Origin of the sequence: Microlunatus speluncae (assembly GCF_009299835.1) — a bacterium.
Taxonomy (GTDB): Bacteria; Actinomycetota; Actinomycetes; order Propionibacteriales; family Propionibacteriaceae; genus Microlunatus; species Microlunatus speluncae.
Genome location: NZ_VKCZ01000019.1, coordinates 256,472 through 281,566, shown reverse-complemented (window position 1 = coordinate 281,566; position 25,095 = coordinate 256,472). Strand labels below are relative to the sequence as shown.

At 70.4% G+C, this 25,095-nt stretch carries 20 protein-coding genes; 9 read left to right on the top strand and 11 right to left on the bottom strand.

Annotated features, from left to right (window positions below; translation table 11 throughout):
- The first annotated feature begins 110 nt into the window (after positions 1-110).
- Complete coding sequence (locus FNH24_RS23615; RefSeq protein ID WP_152364694.1) at positions 111-467, top strand: DUF6221 family protein; 357 nt, start codon at positions 111-113, stop codon at positions 465-467.
- A 34-nt stretch (positions 468-501) separates the two neighbouring features.
- On the opposite strand, the gene secA is transcribed toward FNH24_RS23615, so the two are convergent.
- The 7 genes from secA to FNH24_RS23580 all read right to left on the bottom strand — a co-directional run bounded on the left by secA (position 502) and on the right by FNH24_RS23580 (position 9,358).
- Positions 502-3,441 (bottom strand): preprotein translocase subunit SecA, encoded by a 2,940-nt coding sequence (gene secA / locus FNH24_RS23610; RefSeq protein ID WP_484502521.1) that lies wholly within the window; start codon positions 3,439-3,441, stop codon positions 502-504.
- A 163-nt stretch (positions 3,442-3,604) separates the two neighbouring features.
- Positions 3,605-4,825 (bottom strand): winged helix-turn-helix domain-containing protein, encoded by a 1,221-nt coding sequence (locus FNH24_RS23605; RefSeq protein ID WP_246187035.1) that lies wholly within the window; start codon positions 4,823-4,825, stop codon positions 3,605-3,607.
- Between the two features lie 55 nt (positions 4,826-4,880).
- Positions 4,881-5,564 carry a ribosome hibernation-promoting factor, HPF/YfiA family gene (gene hpf, locus FNH24_RS23600; protein ID WP_152364692.1) on the bottom strand — a complete coding sequence of 228 codons (684 nt, stop codon included), beginning with the start codon at positions 5,562-5,564 and terminating at the stop codon, positions 4,881-4,883.
- Positions 5,565-5,855: 291 nt separating this feature from the next.
- Positions 5,856-6,743, bottom strand: a complete 888-nt coding sequence (locus tag FNH24_RS23595; protein WP_152364691.1) for a fumarylacetoacetate hydrolase family protein — start codon at positions 6,741-6,743, stop codon at positions 5,856-5,858.
- Between the two features lie 51 nt (positions 6,744-6,794).
- Positions 6,795-7,790, bottom strand: a complete 996-nt coding sequence (locus FNH24_RS23590; RefSeq protein WP_217428456.1) for an aldo/keto reductase — start codon at positions 7,788-7,790, stop codon at positions 6,795-6,797.
- Positions 7,787-8,578 carry an SDR family NAD(P)-dependent oxidoreductase gene (locus FNH24_RS23585; protein ID WP_246187034.1) on the bottom strand — a complete coding sequence of 264 codons (792 nt, stop codon included), beginning with the start codon at positions 8,576-8,578 and terminating at the stop codon, positions 7,787-7,789. The genes FNH24_RS23590 and FNH24_RS23585 overlap by 4 nt, the downstream gene beginning before the upstream one ends.
- Positions 8,579-8,608: 30 nt before the next feature.
- On the bottom strand, positions 8,609-9,358 hold the full coding sequence (locus tag FNH24_RS23580) for a ComF family protein (RefSeq protein WP_152364690.1): 750 nt from the start codon (positions 9,356-9,358) through the stop codon (positions 8,609-8,611).
- A gap of 110 nt (positions 9,359-9,468) precedes the next feature.
- On the opposite strand from FNH24_RS23580, the gene FNH24_RS23575 reads away from it, so the two are divergent.
- Entirely contained in the window at positions 9,469-10,056 is a 588-nt protein-coding gene (locus FNH24_RS23575) for a helix-turn-helix domain-containing protein (RefSeq protein ID WP_152364689.1), read from the top strand.
- 121 nt (positions 10,057-10,177) lie between these two features.
- Here FNH24_RS23575 and FNH24_RS23570 read toward each other — a convergent pair whose 3' ends face one another.
- The 4 genes from FNH24_RS23570 to mtrA all read right to left on the bottom strand — a co-directional run bounded on the left by FNH24_RS23570 (position 10,178) and on the right by mtrA (position 15,614).
- The gene (locus tag FNH24_RS23570) at positions 10,178-11,200 is read right to left on the bottom strand and encodes an NAD(P)/FAD-dependent oxidoreductase (protein ID WP_152364688.1); all 1,023 of its coding nucleotides are present in this window, start codon (positions 11,198-11,200) and stop codon (positions 10,178-10,180) included.
- A gap of 143 nt (positions 11,201-11,343) precedes the next feature.
- Positions 11,344-13,110: an LpqB family beta-propeller domain-containing protein gene (locus tag FNH24_RS23565; protein ID WP_152364687.1), complete on the bottom strand. Its 1,767-nt coding sequence runs from the start codon at positions 13,108-13,110 to the stop codon at positions 11,344-11,346.
- Positions 13,107-14,870 (bottom strand): MtrAB system histidine kinase MtrB, encoded by a 1,764-nt coding sequence (gene mtrB / locus FNH24_RS23560; RefSeq protein WP_152364686.1) that lies wholly within the window; start codon positions 14,868-14,870, stop codon positions 13,107-13,109. Before mtrB ends, FNH24_RS23565 begins: the two co-directional genes overlap by 4 nt.
- 24 nt (positions 14,871-14,894) lie before the next feature.
- The gene (gene mtrA / locus FNH24_RS23555) at positions 14,895-15,614 is read right to left on the bottom strand and encodes an MtrAB system response regulator MtrA (RefSeq protein ID WP_281351072.1); all 720 of its coding nucleotides are present in this window, start codon (positions 15,612-15,614) and stop codon (positions 14,895-14,897) included.
- Positions 15,615-15,789: 175 nt separating this feature from the next.
- Between mtrA and FNH24_RS23550 the strand changes: the two genes are divergently transcribed.
- The 7 genes from FNH24_RS23550 to FNH24_RS23520 all read left to right on the top strand — a co-directional run bounded on the left by FNH24_RS23550 (position 15,790) and on the right by FNH24_RS23520 (position 25,075).
- A complete protein-coding gene (locus tag FNH24_RS23550; RefSeq protein ID WP_152364684.1) occupies positions 15,790-16,956 on the top strand; it encodes a hypothetical protein in 1,167 nt (388 codons plus the stop codon).
- Positions 16,953-17,642, top strand: coding sequence for a DUF4129 domain-containing protein (locus tag FNH24_RS23545; RefSeq protein WP_152364683.1), 690 nt, complete (start codon positions 16,953-16,955; stop codon positions 17,640-17,642). Before FNH24_RS23550 ends, FNH24_RS23545 begins: the two co-directional genes overlap by 4 nt.
- On the top strand, positions 17,639-18,889 hold the full coding sequence (locus FNH24_RS23540; protein ID WP_152364682.1) for a DUF4350 domain-containing protein: 1,251 nt from the start codon (positions 17,639-17,641) through the stop codon (positions 18,887-18,889). Before FNH24_RS23545 ends, FNH24_RS23540 begins: the two co-directional genes overlap by 4 nt.
- On the top strand, positions 18,886-19,968 hold the full coding sequence (locus FNH24_RS23535; RefSeq protein WP_246187033.1) for an AAA family ATPase: 1,083 nt from the start codon (positions 18,886-18,888) through the stop codon (positions 19,966-19,968). The genes FNH24_RS23540 and FNH24_RS23535 overlap by 4 nt, the downstream gene beginning before the upstream one ends.
- Positions 19,969-20,005: 37 nt before the next feature.
- Positions 20,006-21,298: a DUF58 domain-containing protein gene (locus FNH24_RS23530; RefSeq protein ID WP_152364681.1), complete on the top strand. Its 1,293-nt coding sequence runs from the start codon at positions 20,006-20,008 to the stop codon at positions 21,296-21,298.
- 144 nt (positions 21,299-21,442) lie between these two features.
- Entirely contained in the window at positions 21,443-23,077 is a 1,635-nt protein-coding gene (locus FNH24_RS23525) for a type 2 periplasmic-binding domain-containing protein (RefSeq protein ID WP_152364680.1), read from the top strand.
- Between the two features lie 18 nt (positions 23,078-23,095).
- The gene (locus FNH24_RS23520) at positions 23,096-25,075 is read left to right on the top strand and encodes a hypothetical protein (RefSeq protein ID WP_152364679.1); all 1,980 of its coding nucleotides are present in this window, start codon (positions 23,096-23,098) and stop codon (positions 25,073-25,075) included.
- Positions 25,076-25,095 lie beyond the last annotated feature (20 nt).

Here is a 25,095-nt window from a genome sequence, read left to right as displayed (position 1 = left end):
TCCCGGCCGGCGTGACCGCAACGGCGATCCCGCCCGGTCCCCGGCCGCGGTGGAGATGAGATGATCATGGTGCGACCGCGACTCACGCCGGCCGCGGAGGGCGGGGGCACATGACGGATCTGTTCAAGTTCCTGGACGCCAGGATCACCGACGACGAGGCCGCGATCAAGGAACTCCGAGATCCGGACGCCAAGATCGACACCCGGCCGGGAGTTGATCACCCGGACCGGCTGCGGGCCGAGCTCACGGCCAAGCGGATGATCATCGCCGATCACGCACCGGACGCGCGGGCCGCCGCGTCACCGACGGTTCGGCCGTGCCGCCAGTGCACCGCTTCTCGGAACCACTCCCGGGTGACGATCGACTGGGATGTCGACGCCCGGGTCGAAGCGCCGTGCGACACGGTCCGCATCCTCGGCGCCGTGTATGCCGATCATCCGGACTATCGCGAGGCGTGGCGACCCTGAACCGGGTCGCCCGCCCAGCGGAAGCGCCGGCCGGCTACTTAGCGCCGTGCCGGCCGTGGCAGAGCTTGAACTTCTTGCCCGAGCCGCACGGGCACGGGGCGTTCCGCGGCGTGTTGGCATACGGATCGTCCGACTTCTTCGCTGCCCCGGTCTTCGCCTCGCCGTCCTCACCGGGGGCGGAGTAGCTCAACTGCCGGCTCGGACGGGCGTCGAGACCCTTGCCCTTGAGCCGCGGCCGGGCCGCGACCGCCACCGGTTCCCGGGCGTCGCCCGGATCATCGGCCGCCGCGCCGTCCACCGGATCCTCGGCCGGGTCGGCGACCCGGTTGACCTCGACCCCCGGGCCGTCCGGATCCGGGCCGGACTCGATCCGCGGCTTCGCCTTCGCCTTGGCCCGACCCTTGCCGGCCTGACCGTTGCCGGCCTGACCGTTGCGGCCGCCACCGACCTGCACCGGAGCGCCGTCGGCGCCGGTGGTGACGCCGACCTTGGCGGCCGGCTCGACCTCGACGTCGATGTTGAACACGAAGCCGACGACCTCCTCCATGAAGGCGGCCATCATCGCGGTGAACATCGTGCTGCCCTCGCGCTGATATTCGACCAGCGGATCGCGCTGCGCCATCGCCCGCAGCCCGATGCCCTCGCGCAGGTAGTCCATCTCGTACAGGTGTTCGCGCCACTTGCGATCCAGCACGGTGAGCAGCACCCGCCGCTCCAGCTCGCGCATCACTTCCTCGCCAAGTTCCTCCTCGCGCTTGTCGTACGCGGCGGAGGCGTCGGCCTTGAAGTCATCGATCAGCTGCTGCCGCTCAAGATCATCGGTGTCGTAGTCCGCGACGTCGAGCGAGACCGGGTAGAGCGTCTTGACGTTGGTCCACAGCTGCTCCAGATCCCACTCGTCGGCGAAGCCCTCGGTGGAATCGGTCACCGCCTGCTCGACCACGGTCGCCACGGTGCCGCGCAGCTGCGCCTCGACGTCGGCGCCCTCCAGCACCTTGCGCCGGTCGCCGTAGACGGCATGCCGCTGTCGGTTCATCACGTCGTCGTACTTGAGGATGTTCTTCCGGGTCTCGAAGTTCTGCGACTCCACCTGCGCCTGCGCGCTGGCGATCGACGACGACACCCGCTTGTTCTCGATCGGTTGATCATCAGGCACCTTGAGCGCCTGCAGCACCCACTCCACGATGTCGGACTTGAACAGCCGCATCAGATCGTCGCCGAGGGACAGGTAGAACCGGCTCTCCCCCGGGTCGCCCTGACGGCCGGAGCGACCGCGCAACTGGTTGTCGATCCGCCGGGACTCGTGCCGTTCCGAGCCGACCACGTACAGGCCGCCGAGCTCGACCACCTCTTCGTGCTCGGCCTTCGTCTCCTCCTCCAGCGCCTCCAGCACCTCGGGATAGAGCTTCTCGTACTCCTCGGAGTGCTCGACCGGGTCGATGCCCTGATCATGAAGCTTCTTGTCGGCCATGAACTCGGGGTTGCCACCGAGCATGATGTCGGTGCCGCGACCGGCCATGTTGGTGGCCACGGTGACCGCGCCCTTCCGGCCCGCCGCCGCGACGATCTCCGCCTCGTGTTCGTGGTGCTTGGCGTTCAGCACCTCGTGCTTGACGCCGGCCTTCTTCAACAGCGCCGACAGGATCTCCGACTTCGCCACCGACGCGGTGCCGATCAAGATCGGCTGACCCAGCTCGTTCCGCTCCACCACCTCTTCGACGATGGCGGCGAACTTCGCCTCCTCGGTGCGGTAGATGAAGTCCCGCTGGTCCTCGCGGATCATCGGCTCGTTGGTGGGGATCGGCACCACGCCGAGGCCGTAGATCTTCTGGAACTCGGCGGCCTCGGTCATCGCGGTGCCGGTCATCCCGGCCAGCTTGCTGTACATCCGGAAGTAGTTCTGCAGCGTGATCGTGGCGAGGGTCTGATACTCCTCGCGGATCTGCACCTTCTCCTTGGCCTCGATGGCCTGGTGCAGCCCTTCGTTGTACCGCCGGCCGACCAGGGTCCGGCCGGTGTGCTCGTCGACGATCAGCACCTCGCCGTCGACGACCACGTAGTCCTTGTCCTTCTTGAACAGGTCCTTGGCCTTGAGCGCGTTGTTCAGGTACGAGATCAGCGGCGTGTTGGCGGACTCGTAGAGGTTCTCGATGCCGAGCCGGTCCTCGACCACCTCGATCCCCGTCTCCAGGATCGCGACCGTCCGCTTCTTCTCGTCCACCTCGTAGTGCTGATCCCGCCGCAGCCGGTCGACCAGCTTGGCGAACTGCGGATACCACTCGTGGCTGTCCTCGGCCGGGCCGGAGATGATCAACGGCGTCCGCGCCTCGTCCACCAAGATCGAGTCCACCTCGTCGACGATGGCGAAATGGTGCCCGCGCTGGACGCAGTCATCGAGCTTCAACGCCATGTTGTCGCGCAGGTAGTCGAAGCCGAACTCGTTGTTGGTGCCGTACGTGATGTCGGCCGCGTACGCCTTGCGCCGCTCGACCGGCGTCATCTGGGACAGGATCACGCCGACCTCGAGGCCGAGGAAGTGGTGCACCCGGCCCATCTGCTCGGACTGGGTCTTGGCCAGGTAGTCGTTCACCGTGATGACGTGCACCCCGTCGCCGCTGAGCGCGTTCAGGTACGCCGCCAGCACCGCCACCTGGGTCTTGCCCTCACCGGTCTTCATCTCGGCGATGTTGCCCAGGTGCAGCGCGCCGCCGCCCATGATCTGCACATCGAAGTGGCGTTTGCCGAGCACCCGCTTGGTGGCTTCGCGAACGGTCGCGAACGCCTCCGGCATCAGCTCGTCGAGGCTTTCGCCCTTCTCCAACCGTTCCCGGAAGTCGTCGGTCTGGGAGCGCAACTCCTCGTCCGACATCTCCTCGAAATCGGGTTCGATCGATGTGACCTGGTCGGCAATGGCCTTGAGCCGGCGCAGAATCCTGCCTTCGCCGACCCGCAGCAACCTATCCATCAAGCCCACGGCGGTCTTGGCTCCCTTGTATCGACGCTCGAATGCTCGCCGGTCGTCATCTGGCGCCGGCGCGTCCCCATCGTAGGCCAGCATCCGTGCCACACCAGCACGAGCCAACCCGGCCGGCGTCCCCCGACCGGACCTGCTCCAGGGCTTCGCCTACGACAGTAGCTCAGGCGGCGACGGAGCGGGTGAGCGCCGGGGCCAGATCTCCCTTCTTCGCCACCGAGATTTCGGGCAGGTCGAGCCAATCCGCGAGGGTACGGAGTTCGGCGGCAAGCTCGGCCGCGACCTCGCCGGCGTCCTGGTCGGGCTCGAGCCAGGCGGAATTGACCCGGAGCCGGCCGGCCGCGCGATCGGCCTTGAGATCGACCCGGGCGACGAACCGATCGCCGAGCAGGAACGGGTAGACGTAGTAGCCGTACACCCGCTTCGGCTCCGGCACGTAGATCTCGATCCGGTAGACGAAGTCGAAGAACCGCTCCAGCCGGGCCCGCTCGAAGATCATCGAGTCGAACGGGCTGAGCAGCGCGCGGGCCTCGATCCGGCGCGGCATCCGCGCCTCGTGCCACAGGTAGTGCGGCTTGTCCCAGCCCTCGACCCGCACCGGCAACAACTCGCCGGCCTCGACCAGCTCCTCGATCGCCCGGGTGGTCAGCACCGACTTGGTCCGGAAGTAGTCGCGCAGACACGGCTCGCTGGCGATGCCGAGGGCCTGGGCGGCACGCCGGGTCAGCTCCCGGGCCGAGTCCTCCGGGGTGGGATCCGGCACCGCCAGCACCGCCGCCGGAAACACCCGCTCCGGCAGGTCGTAGACCCGCTCGAACTGGCTGTTGCGCCGGGCCGAGGTGACGTCGCCGCAGTAGAACAGCCACTCCAGGACCGTCTTCACGATCGACCAGTTCCAGCCCCAGTTGGTCCGGTCGCGCTCCTCGTCGTACTCGATCTCGCGGGCGGTGAGCGGGCCGTGCTCGGCGACGTGATCACGGACCCAGGCGACCAGGCCCGGATTCTCCCGGGCCGCCCGCTCGACCCCGCCCCAGACGTCGCGGAAGCCGTCCCGCATCCGGAACCGCAACTGGGGCTGCAGCCGCACGTCGATCAGGCTCGCGGCGTGGCCCCAGTATTCGTACAGCCGGCGCGGGGACCGGTGCGCGGCCCGGTCCAGCAGCGCGGTGTCGTACGGCCCGAGCCGGGAGAAGAGGGGCAGATAGTGGGCCCGGCGCACGACGTTGATCGAATCGATCTGGAACTGGCCGAGCCGGCTGATCACCGACTGGAGGTCACGCATCCCGACGGCCCGATCGGGCCGTCGGGCGCCGAATCCCTGGGCCGCCAGAGCGATCCGGCGCGCCTGGGCCCGGCTGACCTTCTCCCGCTGTCGTGCTGGCACGCTCGAACGTTATCGCCCGGCGCCGACACTCACGGGCTCAGCGAAGAGCCGCGGATCAGTGGGCGGATTCGACCAGGATGCCGGTGTCGGTGCGGGCCGAGCCGTTGACCGGTTCGCCGTCGAGGTGGGCGTTGCCGAGGCGGATCACGCCGTAGTCGTACGCCCGCCGGCGGTAGACGACGCTCGGCACGCCGCGATCCGCGTCCATGAACAGATAGAAGTCGTGGCCGACCAGTTCCATCGCCTCCAGGGCCTGGTCCAGCGTCATCGGTCCGGCGTTGTGCACCTTCTCCCGCACCACCAGGGGTCCGTCACCACGGACCTCCATCCCGGCCACGGTGCGCACGTCGTCCTCGTCGGTCTCGTGCAGCTGCCCGTTGGTCGGCGCCAGCTCGGCGGCCGCGTCGTGCAACGACTTCGGCGTCCGGCTGCCCCGGTGCACCCGCCGCCGGTCGGCGGCCTTCCGCAACTGGGCCATCAGTTTGTCCAACGCCAGATCGAACGCGGCGCGCTTGTCCTCCGCGGCGGATTCGGCCCGGATCACCTTGCCCTTGCCGCGGACCGTGATCTCCACTCGACTGGCCTGGTCGTGCTGCCGCGGGTTCCGTTCCGCGGACACCTCGACCTCGACCCGGACGAGCCGATCGTTCAGCTTCTCCAACCGGGTGACCTTGTCGGCCACGAATTCTCGGAACCCGTCCGAGACCTGGCAGTGCCTGCTGGTGACGACAACATCCATGTCAACCTCCGTTGTGTGGGCGGCGGTCGGGCCCTCCCGGCGCGCGCCGCAGCCGCCGCCGACGGATTGGACCCGGGCCCTGATTGGGCCGTACGGCGCTGCCTGCCTCACCCGCAGTCGACCCCCGGAACCGTGGTCTTTTCGTGGGCTGGAGCACCATAGGTTGACGGTAGTCGGATGCAGCCGCGATTTCTATGGGCCGGTAGAGAATCTCACGGCCGTCTCAGTGTCGACCGCTCGTTGCCGCGGCGTCGACTGCCGGTCACCGGGACCGGCAGCCGCTCCGTCGGCTCAGCGCGCGATGTTGGCGGCACCCGCGGCGGCCGGGACGCCGGGCGCGGCGATGATCTGCTGCCGCTGCTCGCCCAGCCCCTCGATCACCAGCCGCATCTCGTCGCCGACGCCGAGGAACGGGAACCGGCCGGACAACGCCACGCCCTGCGGGGTGCCGGTGTTGATCACGTCGCCCGGATCCAGCACCAGGAACTGGCTCAGCTCGTAGATCAACTGGGCCACCGAGAAGATCATGTCGCCGGTGGTCGAGTCCTGCCGCGGCTCGTCGTTCACCCAGGACTGCAGCCGGAGGTTGGTCGGGTCGACCTGATCGGCCGGGATCAGCGACGGGCCGAGCGGGTTGAAGGTCTCGCAGCACTTGCCCTTCGACCACTGGCCGCCGGACACCTCGGACTGATAGGTGCGCTCGGAGACGTCGTTGCTCACCGCGTAGCCGGCGATGTACGACAGCGCGTCCGCCGGCGAAGCCAGGTAGCGGGCCTGCCGGCCGATGATCACCGCGAGCTCGACCTCCCAGTCGGTCTTCGCGCTCCCCGGCGGCAGGTGCACCTCGTCGTAGGCGCCGATCACGGTGTTCGGGTGCTTGAAGAAGATGATCGGCTCGGGCGGCGGCGGCGAGCCGGACTCGGCGGCGTGCGCCGCATAGTTCTGGCCGATGCAGACGACGGCCCCCGGCCGCGCGACCGGCGCGCCGTGACGCAGGCCGGACACGTCCAGCTCGGTCAGCTCGCCCGCGGCCAGCGCGGACCGTGCGCCGGCGATCCCGTCACCGGCCAGGAAGGCGCCGTCGATGTCGCCGGTCAGCGGGCGGAGGTCGAAGGCCCGCCCCTCGTCCACCACGACCGGGATCTCCTCGCCGGCCGGGCCGCGTCGCTGTAATTCCATGATCATCCTCAACTCTCGTGGTCTGCGGGTGGCCAAGATCATTCCCGACGTTCAGTCGGGCAGATCAGCCGGGTCGGGCACCAGTCGTTCCAGTTCCGACCAGCACGCCTCGTCGATCGGGACCCGGAGCTGGTCGATCGAGTCGGCGATCAGGTCGGGCAGTCCGGCGCCCAGGACGACCGCGCTGACCCGCGGATCGCGGAGCCCGAACTGCAGTGCGGCGGCCCGTAAGGAGACGCCGTACCGCTGGCAAATATCGGCCATTCGGCGGGCCGTCGCCAGCAGCGATTCGGATGCCGGGACGTAGTTGAACCGGGCTCCCGGCGCCGGGTCGACCAGGATGTTGCTGTTCAGGATCCCGGCGGTCAGGACGGCGACCCCGCGGTCGGCGGCGGCGGTCAGCAGTCGGTCGGCGCGGCGATCGAGCAGCGTGTAGCGGCCGGCAATCATCAGATGATCAAGCTCGGTCTCGGCGACGAACCGCTCCGCGGTCGCGGCGAAGTTGGTGCCGACCCCCCAACCCCGGATGACCCCCTCGGCCTTGAGCTCGGCCAGCGCCGGGGCCGCCTCGCCGAGGGCCTGCGGCAGGTGGTCCTCCGGATCGTGGATCAGGGCCAGGTCGACCCGGTCCAACCCGAGCCGTTCGAGCGACTCGGTCAGGCTCCGGCGCACGCCGTCGGCGGAGTAGTCGAGCCGCCGGTTGCGCCGCCGGGCACCGGCGAAGCCCGCCGCGTCGGGATCCGCGGAGGCGTCGTCGAACAGCAGCCGCCCGACCTTGGTGCAGAGCACGAACTCGTCCCGCGGCTGTCGCGACAGGAACCTGCCCAGCCGTTCCTCGGACAGGCCGGCCCCGTAGTGCGGAGCGGTGTCGTACGCCCGCAGGCCGAGCTCCCAGGCCCGGCTCAGCCCGGCCCGGGCCTCGTCCTCCGACACGGCGGCGTAGAGGTTGGCGTAGCCGGCGCCGCCCAGGACGGCCGGGCCGAACGGCGTGGTGACGGCGGGGTCGACGGACCGCGGAATCCCCGCCGCGGAGCCGACGTCGGTCACTGCGGGTTCCGCGGCCGGAGCCGGAGGTTCTGCATCCCGCCGTCCACCGGCAGCACCGTGCCGGTGTTCGACCCGGAGCTGGGCGAGGCCAGGTAGGCGATCCCGGCCGCGACCTCGGCCGCCGCGACCAGCCGGCCGTGCGGCTGGCGGGCGTTCAGGGCGGCTCGTTCGGCGGCCGGGTCCGGCGCCGAGTCGAGCAGCCGGCCGACCCACGGGGTGTCGGCGGTGCCCGGCGTGACGCAGTTGACCCGGATGCCCTCGGCGATGTGGTCGGCGGCCATCGCCTGGGTCAGCGACAGCACCGCGCCCTTGCTGGCCGAGTAGAGCGCGCGCTGCTGGATCCCGGCCGTCGCCGCGATCGAGCAGGTGTTGACCACGGCCGGCGACGTGGACCGGCGCAGGTACGGCAGCGCGGCCCGGGTGACCCGGACGATGCCGAACACGTTGATCTCGAACACCCGGCGCCACTCGTCCAGGTCGTTGTCCTCGACCGTGCCCTGGGCGCCGATGCCGGCGTTGTTGACCACGATGTCGATCCCGCCGAGCCGCTTTGCCGCGGCCTCGACCCCGGCGGTGACCGAGGCGTCGTCGGCGACGTCGACCGCGAACCCGGCCAGGCCGGCCGGCAATTCGCCGGGGCGCAGGTCGAGCACCGCGACCGCCGCGCCGCGCTCGGCCAGCAGACTCGCGGTGGCCAGCCCGATCCCGCTGCCGCCACCGGTGACGATCGCCCGCAGCCCGGCGAACTCGCCCCGGCTCGGTGCCTCCTGCTCGGACCCCATCGTCATGCTTTTCCCTCCGTGGCCAGATTCATCTGATCAATTGGCGTGTAGTTTACGGGTCGCCGCGATCGTGGCCGCACCCAGGACCGTGATCCCGGCCGCGGTGAGCGCCCGGTCGGCCTCGGCCAGGGTGGCGCCGGTGGTGACCAGGTCGTCGACGATGATCACCGGCCCAGGGCCGGCGGTCGCGGCCGTCGCCCGGGTCGACGCGACGTCTCGTACCCGAAGGCTATCGGCGAGGTTCCGCCGCCGCGCCGCGGCATCGAGCCCGGCCTGATCATGAACGGAGCGGCCGTGCCGGAGCAGCCGGCGGACCCGGACCGCGACCGCCGGCCGGAGCCGCGCCGCGGCCCGGCGGGCCAGCGTCGTCGTCGCGTCGTAACCGCGTCCGCGCACCGCGGCCCGGGCCGACGGCACCGGAACCAGCGTCAGGCTCCCGGCCGGCAGACCGTCGTCCCGGGACCGGAGCAGGTGCCAGCAGGCGACCGCGAGCAGCTCGCCCAGGACCGGAGCCAGGGCGAGCGCCTGCCGCTCCTTGTGAGCCACGATCAACCGGCGCATCGGCAGGTCGTAGTCGCCCGCCGTCGCGGTGATCGGAAACCCGTCCGGGCACGGGGTCGGGCTGGTCAGCCGGGCGGTCCGAGCCCGCAGCGCGCCCCGGCAGCGCGGGCACAGACCCCACCACGGCCGCAGGCAGGCCAGGCAGCGGGCGCCGAGCAGCAGGTCGCCGACCGCCGCCGGCCAACTCAGGCGATGATCATCATCCGCGGTCCCGCTGTCCCCCACCGGCCCACTGTCGCCGATCAGCCCCGTCCGGGCCAGCCGGTGGTCGCCGATCTGTGGATAACGTTGGCCGAGCACCGAGGACGACGGCCCGCCCGCCGCGAGAGGACGCGATGACCGACGAGTACGAGCAGGTCCTGACCGATGTCGGGCCGCGGCTGAAGCGGCTGCGCCAGGACCGGTCGGCCACGCTGCAGGACGTGTCCGACGCCACCGGCATCTCGGTCAGCACGCTGTCCCGGCTGGAGTCGGGGCAGCGCCGGCCGACCCTGGAACTGCTGCTGCCGCTGGCCCGGGAGTACGCGGTCGCGATCGACGACCTGGTCGGCGCGCCGGACACCGGCGATCCACGGATCCGACTGCGCCCGGTCAGCCGGAACGGGACGACCATGATCCCGTTGACCAGGAAGGCCGGCGGGCTGCAGGCGTACAAGATGATCATTCCGCATCGCTCGGGGAAGGCCGAGCCGCAACGGCACGAGGGCTACGAATGGCTGTACGTACTCAACGGGCGGCTCCGGCTGATCCTCGGCGACAACGAGCTCGAACTCGGGCCGGGCGAGGCGGCCGAGTTCGACACCCGGGTCGGGCACTGGTTCGGCAGTGCCGGCCCCGACGGGGTGGAGATCCTCTCCCTTTTCGGCAGCCAGGGCGAACGGGCCCACCTGCGCGCCAGCACCCGCCGCAACCGCAAGTCCTGATCAGCCGGCCGACCCCCGGCCGGCTGTCGGCTGTGCGACGTCGAGTGGGACGTTATCGACGCGAAATCGGCCCGCAGGCGTCGTTACCGTCACACTCGACGATCTCGCGACCGACGGACGATCAGCCGACCGGGTCGAGGGGCTGGGGCTGAGCCCGGGCGCGGGCGGCGGCTACCGCGGCGGCGGTTTCCTCGGTGATCAGGTCGCCGTTGATCACCGCCCCGGCGGTCAGGCCGGCGGCGGCGGAGATCATCACGTGGGCCATCGGGTTGGTCAGGTTGCCGGCGGCCCAGACGCCCGGCACGGCGGTCGCCCCGTTGCCGTCGGCGGCGATCTTGCTGCCGATCCGCACCCCGTTGACCTCGACCGGCTCGGGCTGCAGGCCCAGGGTGGTGAGGAATCCGGCCCGGGCCTCCATGGTCGGCGCGACCACGATCGCCTGCCGGGGCACGACCGTGCCGCCGGCCAGCCGGACGCCGGCCAGCTCGCCGGACGGGTCCCGTTCCAGCGCGGTCACCTCGCCGTCGATCACCGTGATCCCGCGGGCGGCCAGCTGTTCGAGTTGATCATCGTCGAGCGCGGCGGTGTGCCGGAACAGCAGCACGTCGTCCGACAGCTGCCGAAACATCAGGGCCTGGTGCGTCGCCATCGGGCCGGTGGCCAGGATCCCGATCGCTTGATCCCGGAACTCCCAGCCGTGGCAGTACGGGCAGTGCAGCACCGCCCGGCCCCACAGCTCGGCCACCCCCGGCAGGTCGGGCAGCGTGTCCACCACCCCGGAGGCGAGCAGCAGCCGCCGAGCCCGGAACCGGCGCCCGTCGGTCAGTCCGACCTCGAAGCCGCCGAGTTGTTGATCATGCTCGGCCGTCGCAACGACCCCGGTGATCACGGCGCCGCCATAGCCGGCCAGCTCGGCCCGCCCGGTCGCCAGCAGGTCGGCCGGCGAGACGTTCTCCCGGCCGAGCAGATTGTGGACCCCCTCGGCCGGGGCGTTACGGGGCTCGCCGGAGTCGATCACCGCCACGGAGCGCCGGAACCGGGCCAGCGCGACCGCGCCGCTCAACCCCGCCGCGCCGCCGCCGATCACGATCACGTCGTAGTCGAATCCCTGGCCTGCCGGGGATCCTGTGGTCTGTCCGGACACCGTGTCCTCCCATCGCTCGTCGATGGTCCCACCGTGCAACGTACCCACAGGAAAGACAAACAAAGTTGCCACTTCAGCAAACTCCCCACCGACTTGTCAGAACTGAGTTGTGTCGGGGCACAACTCAGTTCTGACAAGTCGGCTCAGCCGGGGTAGCTGAGGGAGTCGAGGCCGTCGGCGATCCGTTCCCACCGGCTGGCGTCGAGCCAGTAGGCCTCGCCGGAACGGGTCACGGTCGCGACGTGGTTGTGCGCCGACGAGGTGGCCACCTCGATCACGTCGGAGTCGGTCAGCTCGCCCAGCCGCTCGATCGTGGAGGCGTCCTGGGCCACCTGGAAGACGCCGACCGGCGTCTGCGGACCGGCGGAGCCGATCACCACCAGCCGGGATTCGTCCTGCCAGCCGACATCACGGAACTGGGTGATGGATTCACCCTGATTGGCCGCGGTGTCCAGCCGGCGCCAGCCGTCGATGATCACCCGGCCCTCGACCCGGTTGATCCGGGCCAGGCCGAGCTCGCGATTGCCACCGACCCCTTCCCGGATCAGGGCGAGCCGGGTCCCGTCCGGCGACAGCCGGAAGGCGACGATCCGGACGTCGCGCAGCGAGGGCGCCTGCGCCTCGATCAGCCGATTGCCGCTGTGCACCCAGATGTGCTGTTCGCCGCCCTTCTCCCCGACCTCCCACAGCTCGCCCTGGCGGGAATACTGCGGCCGCAGGAGATCCTCGGCGTCCTTGATCAACACCGTCGGCTCGCCGCCGTCGGGCTGCCGGCGCAACACCGATCCACCGTTGGTCACCACGGCAAGATCACGACCGTTCAACGACGCGGCGACGTGCTCGACGCCGCGGCGTTCGCCGAAGTCGCCGCTCACCTCGACCATCTCCCGGCGGGCGGCCGGGTCGTTGATCATCCGAGCCCCGCGGTCGGTGGCGGCGAAGATCTGGTCACTGGCCCGCGGCGGGATCGCCGCGAAGTCGCGGATCCGCTCGTCGTTGACCGAAAGGGTGCCGTTGCTGGGGTCGGCCCCGGGCACGTGGTAGATCTCGCCGTTGACCAGGAACTTGATGGCCTGGATCCCACCCTGGGCGAGCTTCAGCGTGTTGGCGACCTGGGCCGCCATCTGTATTCGTTGCTGGTCGGTCAGGTTGTTGATCGCGTCGCTCAGATCGACATCCGCGACGCCGCCGTCGACCGTCACCGACTGGACGCTCAGAGTGGTGGCCGACGGCAGCGCTGTCGTGACCACCGGGCGCAGGAAGGTCGACGGCCCGGCCAGCAACGCCAGCATCAGGGCCGAGGCGACGTTGGACTGTTCGGGCAGATAGATCGCGTCCGGGACCAGCGTCCCGTCCCGCCCCAGGAAGTAGATGTTGTAGCTGTCGTAGAACGTGTCGAACGTCCGCTTGGGCACCATCAGTCCGTTCGGCGGCTCCTTGATCCGCCATTCGTTCGCCTGCTTGGTCAGCACGAACGGCTCCCGCAGCCGCTGGTCGCGGACGGTGAAGATCCGGTCCGGCCCGAGGACGCCGACCAGCCGGCCGTCGAGCACGATCGAGGTCGGGCTGGTGGAGGCCAGCTGGCCGCTGTAGATCATGGTGCCGCGTTCGGGGTCCCAGCGGTCGGCGGCTTCGGTGGTGAGGTATTTGCGGGCGGTCGCGTACGTCGGCTCATAGCTGGCCATCGCCTGCAGGAAGCCGTCGACGATCGTCTTGGGATCGTCCCCCGGCCGCGGGTCGGCCGGGTCGACGTTGAGACAGCCGCGGCAGCTCGGGGTGCCGCTCTGCACCGGGTCGACCGGTCCGCTGGTCGGCAGTTCGGTGCAGCCGACCAGCCCGGTCAGCACGATCACCAGCAGCGCGGCCAGCAGGGCCGCCGGCCGCCGGCCCGCTCGGGTGCGCCCGATCATTCCTCACCCCTTCGTGAGTGGTCGCCGAGGTCGAGCAGCTCCGGTACGGGCTCCGCCGGCACCGGCTCGGCGGCGGACGGCGGCGAGCCGGCCGCGGTCGGCGAGACCGCCGAGATCGCCACCGGCGGCGTCACCGGCGCGATCAGCGGCTGGGCGAACTCGATCCCGTCCACCCGGGACACCGAGGGTCCGACCAGGTCCCGCGGCACGAGCGGCAGCGGCGACTGCTCCAGGATGCCGCCGCGTTCCCGGGGCAGGGTGAGCCGGAACTGGGCGCCCATCCCGGGCCGGCCCCAGGCCGTCAGCCAACCGCCGTGCAGCCGGGCGTCCTCCATCGCGATGGACAGCCCGAGGCCGGTGCCGCCGATGGTCCGGGTCCGGGCCGGATCGGCCCGCCAGAACCGGTGGAACACCAGCTTGGCCTGGCTGGCCTCGAAGCCGACCCCGTGATCGCGGACCGCGATCGCCACCGCATCCTCGTCCCGGTCCAGCCAGACGTCGATCGGCCGGCCCTCGCTGTGCTCGATGGCGTTGGTGAGCAGATTGCGGACCACCCGCTCGATCCGCCGGGCGTCGACCTCGGCGACGCACGGGCCGGGTGAGTGCACGGTGACCACGGCGCCGGCCTCCTCGGCGAAGCGTTCGTGGGTCGCCACCACCCGTTCGACGACGTCGACCAGGTCCACCCGGTCCAGGCTCAGCACGGCGACCCCGGCGTCGAACCGGGAGATCTCCAGCAGGTCGGTGAGCAGCGCCTCGAACCGGTCCACCTCGACCTGCAACAGCTCGGCCGACCGGGCCGAGACCGGGTCGAAGTCCTCCCGCGCCTCGTACAGCACCTCGGCCGCCATCCGCACCGTCGTGAGCGGGGTTCGCAGCTCGTGCGAGACGTCGGAGACGAACCGCTGCTGCACCGCGGACAGCTCTTCCAGCTGGGTGATCTGCTTCTGCAGCTCGCTCGCCATGTAGTTCATCGAGGCCGCCAGCCGGGCCAGGTCGTCCTGGCCGCGGACCCGCATCCGGTTGTCCAGGTTGCCCAGGGCGAGGCTCTCCGCCGCCCGCCGCGCGGCCCGGACCGGAGCGACCACCTGGCGGCTGACCAGGGCGGCGATGATCGTCAACAGCAACACCAGCAGCGCGCTGGTGCTGATCACCGCCGTGCCGAGGACGTCCAGGGTCTCCTGCTCCTGGGCCAACGGGAAGATCAGGTACGTCTCGTACCCACCGCTCCCGGGCAGCTGCAGCATCGTGCCGACCGCGAACGCCGGCCGGGGCGTTTGTTCGGTGGTGGTCCGCATCCCGGCCGGGGTGATGAAGTACTGACCCTCCGAGGCCGGATCGGTGACCTGGTCACGCAGTGCCTGCGGGACGCTGCTGACGTCGATCTCGCCGGTCCGCACGGTCTGCCGGTTGACGAAGGCGATCACCGAGTAGCGGTCGGAGCCGCCGCGACCGGCAAGGTTGACCGCCAGCGTCTGGAACAACTCGTTCGCGCTGGCGCTGTTGGACACCGTGGCGTTGTTCAGCGTCTCCTGGGCCGCCGACAGCGCCGCCTGCGCCTCCGACTGCACCGACTCCTTCTTGGTGTCGATCACGCCGCTGCTGGCCTGCCGCATGATCAGGAACCCGCCCAGGATCACCACGATCAGCGACGCGACGAAGACCGACGAGATCACCCGCAGCGGCAACGACCGCGACCACCAGTTCAGTGGCAGCTTCCACCACGGTTCACCCTCGGTGATCCCACTCGGTAAGGACATGAACGAGCTAGCCCATCCCCATCATCACCGGGGCTGCTTCACTTCGCCCGCCTTGTAGCCGATACCGCGTACGGTGACGACGATCTCCGGGCGTTCCGGGTCCCTTTCGATCTTGGACCGCAGTCGCTGCACGTGCACGTTGACCAGTCGGGTGTCGGCGGCGTGCCGGTAGCCCCAGACCTGCTCCAGCAACACCTCGCGGCTGAACACCTGCCACGGCTTGCGGGCCAGCGCCAGCAGCAGATCGAACTCCAGCGGGGTGAGCTGGATCGGCAGCCCGTCGCGCTGCACCGAGTGCCCGTCGACCTTGATCGTCAGGTCGCCGATGGCCAGCGTCTCGGACTCGTTGTCCTCCAACTGCCGGCGCAGCCGGGTCTTCACCCGGGCCACCAGTTCCTTGGCCTTGAACGGCTTGGCGACGTAGTCGTCGGCCCCCGCCTCCAGGCCCGCGACGACGTCGATCGTGTCCGACTTCGCGGTCAGCATGACGATCGGCACGCCGGACTCGGCCCGGATCTGCCGACAGATCGCGACCCCGTCCCGGCCGGGCAGCATCAGGTCGAGCAGGATCAGGTCCGGTTTGGACTCGAGGTAGGCGGAATAGGCCTGGTCGCCGTGGGAACACCAGATCGGCTCGAAGCCTTCGGTCCGCAGCACAATGGTGAGCATCTCGGCCAGGGACGCGTCGTCGTCGACGACCAGCACCCGAACCTTGCCGCTCCCGTTTTTCGTTCCGTCTGACACCCAAAACCTCTCTGAGACTCGCTGGGGCGAGTTCATCCTAGTGGGCGGAACCGGGAAAACGGGATCAACCAGGCGCAACGGACCGCGGCGAACTTCGGCCACCACCGAACCCGCTCCCGGCCGGGCGCGCGTCGACCACCCGACTGTGTGCCCCCGGGATGACAGACTGTCGCCGATGGCTGCGACGTTCAATCCCGGAGGCGGGCCCCCGACCACGGTCCCCGCACCGTGGCTGCGGCCGCGCCGGCCCGCGGTCCTGGACGCCTCGCGGGCGGCGCTGATCCCACTGCGGCCGTTGACGATCACCGAGGTGCTGGACGCCGCGTTCCTGGTGGTCCGGCGGAACGCCCGGATGATGATCGGCCTGCCGCTGGCGATCGCCGGTGGCGCGGGCGCGTATCTGCTGGGCGGGATCGGGATCTGGTTCCTGCTGGGCGAGTCCACCGCGGACTGGGCCCAGATCCTGGTGGTCGTGCTGTACGGGCTGCTCGGGCTGCTGTTGCTCACCATGTGCCTGGTCTGGATGACCGCGATCCTGTCCGGGGTCACGCTGCAGACGGTGCTCGGGCCCGGCTTCGCGCCGCCGACCGTGCTGTCGCTGCGCCGGTCGCTGCGGCTGTTCTGGCCGATGGTCGGGTTGTCGGTGTTGCAGTGGGTGGCCGGATCGATCCTGCAGTCGGTCGTCTCGGTGCTGTACTACTTCGCGCTGCTCGGGGCGCTGCTCGGCGCCGACGAGCAACTGGCGGCGGTGATCACGATCATCGTGTCGCTGGTCGGCTATCTGCTGCTGGCGGCTGCCTACAGCTACATCTCGCTGACCGTTCCCGCCTACGCCACGGAGAACGCGCACGCGCCGGCCTGGATCGGCACCCCGCAGCGACGGACCACGATCATCACCGCGTTCGAGCGGTCGTTCAAGCTGATCGGGCTGCGCAACCTGCCCCGGGCCGCGTTGATCATGGCCGGCGGGATGGCGATCTCGGTCACCGTGGTCACCCTGGTCGGGATCGGTTCACTGCTGGTGGTGTTGTTGTACGCCACCGCGCTCGGGGCCGATCCGCTGCTGGTGCTGTCCAACCCCTGGACCTACATCGGGGTGTTCGGATTCGCTTCGGTGGTGGCGATGTCGGCCCTGCTCGCGTTCATCGCCGCCGTGCAGACGCTGCTCTATCTTGATCTTCGGATGCGCCGGGAGGGGCTCGATCTGGCGATGCGCTTCGACTGCGTACCGATCCCGCAGCCGTCGGCTCCGCCGGTGGTCTTCCTCGCCCCGATGCCTCCGCCCCGGCCGCCGATGCCGCCCATGCCGCCGCCGGTCGCACCGCCGGGACCGCGATCATGATCCCGCTGGACGTGCCGGTCGAGCTGGGCCGGGAGGAGGCCCGCCGCCGGGTGCTGGAGGAGCTGGCCAAGACCAAGTACGAGGGCGAGCTGCCGCCCTGGCTGCAGGACCTGATGAACCGGCTGCAGGACCTGCTGATCGAGATCGTCCGGTTCGTCCTCGGCCTCGGCAGCCCGGCCGGCGCCGCCGGCGGCGGCATCAACATCGGCTTCGTGATCATGGTCGCGGTGATCGTGATCGGCATCGGGTTGCTGGTCTGGAAGGTCGGGCTGCCGCGCTGGCGGCGATCACGGATCCGGGACGCCGACGTCGAGCTCGACGCCGACCTCGCCCCCGCGGACTACCGCACCGCGGCGGAGCGGTTCGCCGCCGCGGGCGACTGGCGGGCCGCGGTCCGGGATCGCTTCCGGGCGGTGGTCAAGGAGCTCGAGATCGTCACCATCCTCGATCCGCGGCCGGCCCGGACCGCCTTCGAGGCCTCGACTCTGGCCGGCCGGGCGTTGCCGGAGCAGGCGTCGGTGTTGCGGGCGGGCGCGGAGGTGTTCTCCGCGGTGATGTACGGCGACCGGGCCGCCGACGGGTCGACGTACCGGCAACTGGTGGAGCTGGACCGGCAGGTCACCGCGGCGGCCGAGCGGGCCGACCTGTCCGGCGATCAGCCGGAGCCGGCGGAGGAGCCGCGATGACGATCTTCGCCGCTCCGCCGGGACCCGGCGCCGGTCCGACCGGGCCGCCGGCCGACAAGCCCGAACCGCCCGCGGGACAAGGACCCCCGCCGGACGCGCCGACCCGGCCGCGGTCGCGCTGGTCGTCGTTCTGGCGCCATCCGGCCACCCGGTGGGTGGCCGCGATCCTGCTGGTCACCCTGATCATCGCGTTGACGATCACCGCGTTCGGCTCGATGACCGGCAGCAACGGGCCGAACGACCCGCGCTCGGCCCGGCCCGACGGCGCCGGTGCCGGCGCGGCGGTGCTCCGGCAGGAGGGGGTCGACGTCCGGCCGACCCGCCGGGTCGACGACGCGGTCCGCGACGGGGCGGGCGCGACCGTGGTGGTCGCCTTCCCGGACCGGCTGACCGCCGCTCAGGCGCGCCGGCTGTTGGCGATCCCGGACGCCCGGATCATCCTGCTGGCGCCCGAGTCGGTCCTGGAGCGGTTCGGTGCCGCGGCCGAGAACGTCCTGGGCGGGGGCTCCGCCGAGATCCCGATGACGCCGCAGTGCGACGACCCGGCGGCGTTGCGGGCCGGGGACACCCAGTTCCGAGGGGGTGAGGTGTACCGGCCCAACGGAGCCTTGCTGGCCGGGTGCTATCCCGGTGACGGCGGCTTCGGCTACCTCCGCGCGGCCACCGCGGCGGGGCCCGAGATCGAGCTGCTGGGCGGCGGGTGGACCAATGACGAGATCGCGCTGGCGGGCAACGCTGCTCTGGTGACCAGCCTGTTCGGGTCGCGGGACCGGTTGATCTGGCTGCTCGAGACCACGCCGGACAGCGACTCCACGGGCGGCGGCGAACCCACGCGACCGACGGTGCTGCCGGGCTGGTGGACGATGGCGGTGGCGCAGGCCGTGGTCGCGGTGATCATCGTCGGCCTCTGGCGCGGCCGGCGGCTCGGCCCGATCATCCAGGAGCGGCTGCCGGTCCGGGTCCGGGCGTCGGAGACCGTCGAGGGCCACGGCCGGCTCTACTTCCGGCTCAGTGCCCGGGACCGGGCCGCAGCCGCTCTCCGCGACGGCGTGGTCCGGCGACTGAGCCGGCGCTACGGCCACGGCAACGACCCGATGGCCCTGGCCGCCGCCCTCGCCGAGCGGACCGGCCGGGACAGCCGGCAGGTGCACCAGGTCCTGTTCGGGCCGGTGCCGACCGACGATGATCAACTTCTGGACCTGGCGGAGAACCTTGATCAGCTCGAGCAGGAGGCACGACAGCCGTGAGTCATGACCCGAACCAGCAGCGGACCTACCCGGATGCCCCGATGGGCCGGCCGCCGCAGGGCCCGCCGATGCATCAGCCCGGACCGCCGCCGCAGTCGTACGGTTCCCCGGCCCCGCGACCGAACCCGCCGTCCCCGGCCCGGTCCGCCCTGTCGGCGCTGCGGGACGAGGTCGGCAAGGCGGTGGTCGGCCAGGAGTCGGCGGTGACGTCGTTGATCATCGCGTTGATCTGCCGCGGCCACATCCTGCTCGAGGGCGTGCCGGGCACGGCCAAGACGCTGATGGTGCGAGCGTTCAGCCAGGCGATGCGGCTGGACACCAAGCGGGTCCAGTTCACCCCGGACCTGATGCCGGGCGACATCACCGGGTCGGTGATCTATGACTCGCGGACCTCGGAGTTCACCTTCCGCCAGGGACCCGTCTTCACCAACCTGCTGCTGGCCGACGAGATCAACCGCACCCCGCCGAAGACCCAGTCGGCGCTGCTGGAGGCGATGGAGGAACGCCAGGTCAGCGTGGACGGCACTCCCCGTCCGCTGCCCGATCCGTTCATCGTCGCCGCGACCCAGAACCCGGTCGAGTACGAGGGCACGTACCCGCTGCCGGAGGCCCAGCTGGACCGGTTCCTGATGAAGATCAAGATCGACCTGCCGCAGCGCGATGCCGAGATCGAGATCCTGAACCGGCACGCCCACGGGTTCGATCCGCGTGATCTCGAGGCCGCCGGGCTGAGCCCAGTGGCGAGCAGCGAGGACCTCTGGCAGGCGCGCCGGGAGACCCAGGCGGTGCTGGTGCAGCCCCAGGTGCAGGCCTACATCGTCGACGTCGTCCGGGCCACCCGGCAGTCGCCGTCGCTGCAGCTCGGGGTGTCGCCGCGTGGCGCGACCGCGATCCTGAACACGGCCCGGGCGTGGGCCTGGCTGTCCGGCCGGGACTACGTCTCGCCGGACGACGTCAAGGCACTGGCCTTCGCCACCCTGCGGCACCGGGTCGCGCTGCGGGCCGAGGCGGAGCTGGAGGGCGTCACCGCCGACTCCGTGATCGAATCCATCCTGGCCACCGTGCCGGTGCCGCGCTGATCATGGTCCAGTCCCCGACGGACCGGAGCGCGGCGCCATGATCTTGACCTGGCGGGCCGGTGCCCTGGCGGCGATCGCCGTGATCGCGGTCGCGATCGCCGGCAGTTGGCTCGCGTTCGTGATCGCCACCGGCGTGCTGATCATCGTGATCGTGGTCGACCTGCTGCTCTGTCCGTCGCCGGCCAAGGTCTCGGTCCGCCGGTCCGGCGACACCGCGGTGCGGTTGGGCGATCCGGCCCAGGTGTCGGTGCTGCTGACCAACCACAACCGGCGCACGATCACCGCCACGGTCCGGGACGCCTGGTCGCCGTCGGCCGGGGCCAGCGGTGGGATCTCGACGATCACCATCCCGGCCCGGCAGCGCCGGCTGACCCGGACCACGCTGCTGCCGACCCGGCGCGGCGACCGGCCGAGCGGCCCGGTGATCATCCGCGCGTACGGCCCGCTGCGGATCGCCGGCCGGCAGCGCGCGCACCAGGCGCCCTGGCGGGTCCGGGCGCTGCCACCGTTCAACAGCCGCAAGCATCTGCCCAGCCGGATCGCCCGGCTGCGCGAGTTGGACGGCCGGTCGAGCATCCTGCAGCGCGGCCAGGGCACCGAGTTCGACAGCCTGCGCGAGTACGTGCCCGGTGACGACGTCCGGTCGATCGACTGGCGGGCCACCGCCCGGTCGACCATGGTCGTGGTGAAGACCTGGCGTCCGGAACGGGACCGGCATGTGCTGATCGTGCTGGAGTCCAGCCGCACCTCGGCCGGCCGGGTCGGTGATCAACCGAAACTCGATCACTCGATGGACGCCGCCCTGCTGCTGGCGACCCTGGCCTCGCGCGCCGGCGACCGGGTGGATCTGCTGATCGTCGACCGGGAGGTCCGGGCCAGCGTCGTCGGCGAACCGGCGGCGACCATGCTCAACACGTTCGTCAACGCGATGGCCAATGTCGAGTCGATCCTGGTCGAGACCGATCATCGTCAGTTGGTCACTGAGATCATGAGCCGGGTCTCCCAGCGATCACTGGTGGTGATCTTGACCGGGCTGGACACGGCGGCGATCACCGACGGGCTGCTCGGCGTGATCGGCCCGGTCCGGCGCAAGCACCGGATCGTCCTGGCCGCTGTCTCCGATCCGCGGATCGACGAGCTCCGTGGCCGGCGGGAGGAGCCGGGCGACGCCTACGCCGCGGCGGCGGCCGAGGTCGACGTGGAGCGCCGCGGCCAGGTCGAGCGGCAGTTGCGCGATCTCGGCATCTCGGTGGTGCAGGCGCCGCCGGACACGTTCGCCCCGGCCCTGGCCGACCACTATCTGGCGCTGAAGAAGGCCGGCCAGCTCTGACCCGAAGCAGTCCGCCGAATTCCTCGGATGATTACGGTCAGCCGTAGTCGGCATTCTGCCCTAGCTGAAACCCTTGCCACGGGACGCCCGTGATGGCTATTTTGAAGCTTTACTGCAACCGGTTTCAGTCATCAGGGAGCGATCATGACCAACGCCAGGACGATCACCCGACGCGGTCTCATCGCCGGTGGCACCGCGGCCGTGGCCGGGGCCACCCTGCTGGGTGGTTGTTCCAGCGGCGGCGGGACCGAGAACACGTCCGAGGTCAACAGCAGCGTCGCGTTGCCGGCCTACGTCCCGTACACGAAGGTCAAGGCCGACCTCGCCTCCACCGACGAGGCCGTGATGGCCGCCTTCCGCAAGTTCCCGGCGGGCGACATCGCCGCCACCGAGAGCAAGCCGCTGGCCAGTGGCAAGCCGTTGACGATCTTGACCAACACCAACGTGCAGTTGCCGCCGGCGCTGAACGACAACAAGTACTGGCAGGCCGTCAACGACGCCGCCGGCGCCGAGTTGCAGTTCACCATGGCCACTGCGGCCGACTACACGGCCAAGCTGACCGTGGTGATCGCCGGCGACGATCTGCCGGAGGTGGTGGCGCTGCGCCCGGTCGGCGACCTGCCCAAGCTGCTCGAAGCCCGGTTCACCGATCTGTCCGAGCACCTGTCCGGCGACGCGATCAAGAAATATCCGGGGCTGGCCAACATCCCGACGGTCTCCTGGAAGTCGTGCGTCTACAACGGCGGCATCTACGGCATCCCGCTGAACCGGCCGGCCGCCGCGGGCGAGATGCACGCCCGGCTCGACGTGATCAAGAGCAAGGGCGCCAACCCCGAGCCGGCCGATTACGCCGAGTTCCTCGAGATGTGCCGTACGGTCAACGATCCCAAGCGCAACCGCTACGCGATGGGCAGCCCGCAGTCGACGCTCAACTTCCTCAAGGAGATGCTCGGCCTGCCCCAGGGCTGGGGGGTGGACGGCAGCGGGAAGTTCACCCACGTCGCCGAGCGGGAGGAGTTCCGGCAGGCCCTGGACGCGGTCACCCAGCAGTGGAGCGAGGGCCTCTTCCACCCCGATTCCTTCACCCAGGAAACCCTGCTGGCGCAATGGGTCGGCAACGGCAACGTCGCCATCAACAACGGCGGTGCCGGGTCGGTCGCCGGCTACTACACCACCTACAGCGCCAACAATCCGGACATGGAGATGGGCATCCTGATGCCGCCGAAGTGGGACGGCGGCGGCGACGGGACCAAGCTGATGGGGCCGGCGATCTACGGCGGGCCGATCGGGATCACCAAGACCACGCCGGAGCGGCTGGAGGAGATCCTGGCGTTCTTCAACTGGCTGGCCAGCCCGTTCGGCACAGTGGAGAACCGGCTGCTCAGTTACGGCGTCGAAGGGCACGATTTCGACTTCAAGGACGGCGATCCGGTACGGAACCAGACCGGCGTCCGCGAGGTCACGCTGCCGGTGAACTACACCGGGGCGCCCGCGGTGGTGAACTTCACCCCGGGCCGGCCGGAGGCGACCGAGATGTACTACGCGTACCAGGAGCGGTGCGCGAAGAGCAAACAGCCGCTGGCCACCCAGGGCCTCTACTCCCCCACCCAGCAGTCCGATGGCGCGGCGCTGGACAAGTCGCTGACCGACGGCATCAACGACGTGATCACCGGGCGGAAGAAGCTGGCCGACTTCGACGGGTTCGTCAACACCTTCAAGTCCGGCGGCGGCGACAAGATCCGGACCGAATACGAGCAGGCCTTCGCCGCCACCCAGTGATCGCCCGGCCGGGCGTTCATGATCAACCTTGCCGAGGAGACCAGCACCATGGTGCGCCGCTTCGCCCTGCCGCCCGCGCAGGATCCGTTCGTCAACACGCCCCTGATCAGCCTCGGCCCCGGCGACGACGGCGCCGAACGGTTCTGGATCACCTCTTGGAACAGCGTTTCCGGCACTCAGGCGATCATGATCACCGAGGACGGCCGGGAGGAGATCCATCGGTTCGATGATCATCCGGGCTTCTACAGTGCCGGGCCGGAGGATGCCGCCACGCTGTGGCTGTGTGGTGATCTGGCCAAGGTCGTCCGGCACGATCTGCGCAGCCGTGAGCGGCAGGTGTTCGCCACCGGGGCGCCGTACGCGCTGATGTTCGGCGGGATGGTCGTCGATCCGTTGTCCGGCAAGCTGTTCGGGCTCGCCTTCCCGCCGCCGACCCCGACCGCGATCAGCTTCGACTTCCGCAACGGTCGGGCCGGATCGGTCTTCGCCGGAGTCTGCGACGAGCACTACTCGGCGTCGCACTTCGCCAACGGCGACGGCACCTTCACCCTGTTGGCGTTCAACCCCGATCTGGCCTTGCTCCGTTGGGATCCGGCGACCGACACGGTGACCCGGACGCTGGCCAGCGAGCTGCTCGGCCGCCCGGTCCGCTGGACCGACCGGATGACGATCTCCGCCACGATCACCGACGATGACGGGCACGTCTATCTGCCCGAGGTCGGCTGGTACGACCCGATCGGACAGCGGCTGGTGCCCGGTCCCGAGGCCGGGCGGCGGATGAACTGGTTCGCCCTCCGCGACGGCAAGGCCTGGGGCTCGGCGATGGCCGGCGAGATGCTCACCGTCGCCACCTGGGATCTGGCCACCGGCGTGATCACCGAGCTCTGCCGGATCCCCGACGGCACCGTCCAGGGCGTCCGGATGTCCGCCGCCGGGCGGATCGTCGCCGTGACCATGTTCGGCACCTTCCTGGTGATCGACGCGGCGGACGGCTCACTGCTGCAGTCCCGGCACCTGCCGACCGATTCGATCGGCCACGTCGACTGCCTGCGCCGGATCGACGCCGACCGATTGCTCGGCACGACCTTCATCACGCAACGGTTCTGGAGCCTCGATCTGCGCACCGGCGCCGGCGAGGACCTCGGCCGGGCCGCGCCGGGTGGCGGCGAGGTGCTGCAGACCTGGAAGATCAAGAACAAGGTCTATCTGGCGGCCTATACCGGCGCCGAACTGGTCGAGTACGACCCCGACCGCGCCGCCCGCTTCCCGGAGAATCCGCGGGTCGTGGCGCAGCCGTCGAGCGGGATGCGGCCGGTCGCGGCGGCCGACGACGGCCGGCTGATCTTCTACTCCTCCAACCACCACTACGGCGAGCTCGGCTGCGTGCTGACCCGCTATGACACCGAGACCGGGCTGGCCACCTATGCCGACGATCCGCTGCCCGGTCAGGCGATCCGCAGCCTGGTGATCAACTCCGCCGGCACGGCCCTGCTGGCCGGCACCGCGATGGAGGCCGACTGCCAGAGCGCGCCGCCGACCGATGATCACTGCCTGTTCGCCACGATCGACTCGGTCACCCTTGGCGCGGTCTCGACCACCCGGGCACCGGCCGGCACGCTCGCCGCCCGGGTGCACGGCGTGATCGACACGGAGCGTTATCTGGCGACGATCACCGGCCGGTTCGATGATCTTGATCAGGTCCGCTGGCTGATCCTGGACGCTGCCGGCGACGAGCTCGGCCCGGCCACCCTCGATGCCACGAGCCTGCTGCCGGAGGGCGGCAGCGCCGTGGTCGCCACCGGGATCGCCGGACTGTTCGTGATCAAGAGCCGGGCCGGCTTCGCCCTCTGGGACTTCCGCGCCGCCGAACCGGTTCGACTGGCGACGGTCTGCGACGACCCGAGCGCGTACGCCTGCCAGATCCAGGACGGCTCGATCCACGTGCTGCTCCCCGACGCGGTCCTGATCGACGACGACCTGCTGGCCCGCTTCGGCTGACTACGGCTTCGTACGGTATA

Bases quoted from the DNA above. Each gene is read 5' to 3' on its own strand.
- mtrB (WP_152364686.1), bottom strand. From the start codon at position 14,870: ATGTCCTTACCGAGTGGGATCACCGAGGGTGAACCGTGGTGGAAGCTG.
- FNH24_RS23540 (WP_152364682.1), top strand. From the start codon at position 17,639: ATGACGATCTTCGCCGCTCCGCCGGGACCCGGCGCCGGTCCGACCGGG.
- FNH24_RS23595 (WP_152364691.1), bottom strand. From the start codon at position 6,743: ATGGAATTACAGCGACGCGGCCCGGCCGGCGAGGAGATCCCGGTCGTG.
- FNH24_RS23585 (WP_246187034.1), bottom strand. From the start codon at position 8,578: ATGACGATGGGGTCCGAGCAGGAGGCACCGAGCCGGGGCGAGTTCGCC.
- FNH24_RS23520 (WP_152364679.1), top strand. From the start codon at position 23,096: ATGATCAACCTTGCCGAGGAGACCAGCACCATGGTGCGCCGCTTCGCC.
- FNH24_RS23565 (WP_152364687.1), bottom strand. From the start codon at position 13,110: ATGATCGGGCGCACCCGAGCGGGCCGGCGGCCGGCGGCCCTGCTGGCC.
- FNH24_RS23545 (WP_152364683.1), top strand. From the start codon at position 16,953: ATGATCCCGCTGGACGTGCCGGTCGAGCTGGGCCGGGAGGAGGCCCGC.
- FNH24_RS23615 (WP_152364694.1), top strand. From the start codon at position 111: ATGACGGATCTGTTCAAGTTCCTGGACGCCAGGATCACCGACGACGAG.
- hpf (WP_152364692.1), bottom strand. From the start codon at position 5,564: ATGGATGTTGTCGTCACCAGCAGGCACTGCCAGGTCTCGGACGGGTTC.
- FNH24_RS23530 (WP_152364681.1), top strand. From the start codon at position 20,006: ATGATCTTGACCTGGCGGGCCGGTGCCCTGGCGGCGATCGCCGTGATC.
- FNH24_RS23525 (WP_152364680.1), top strand. From the start codon at position 21,443: ATGACCAACGCCAGGACGATCACCCGACGCGGTCTCATCGCCGGTGGC.
- FNH24_RS23575 (WP_152364689.1), top strand. From the start codon at position 9,469: ATGACCGACGAGTACGAGCAGGTCCTGACCGATGTCGGGCCGCGGCTG.
- FNH24_RS23550 (WP_152364684.1), top strand. From the start codon at position 15,790: ATGGCTGCGACGTTCAATCCCGGAGGCGGGCCCCCGACCACGGTCCCC.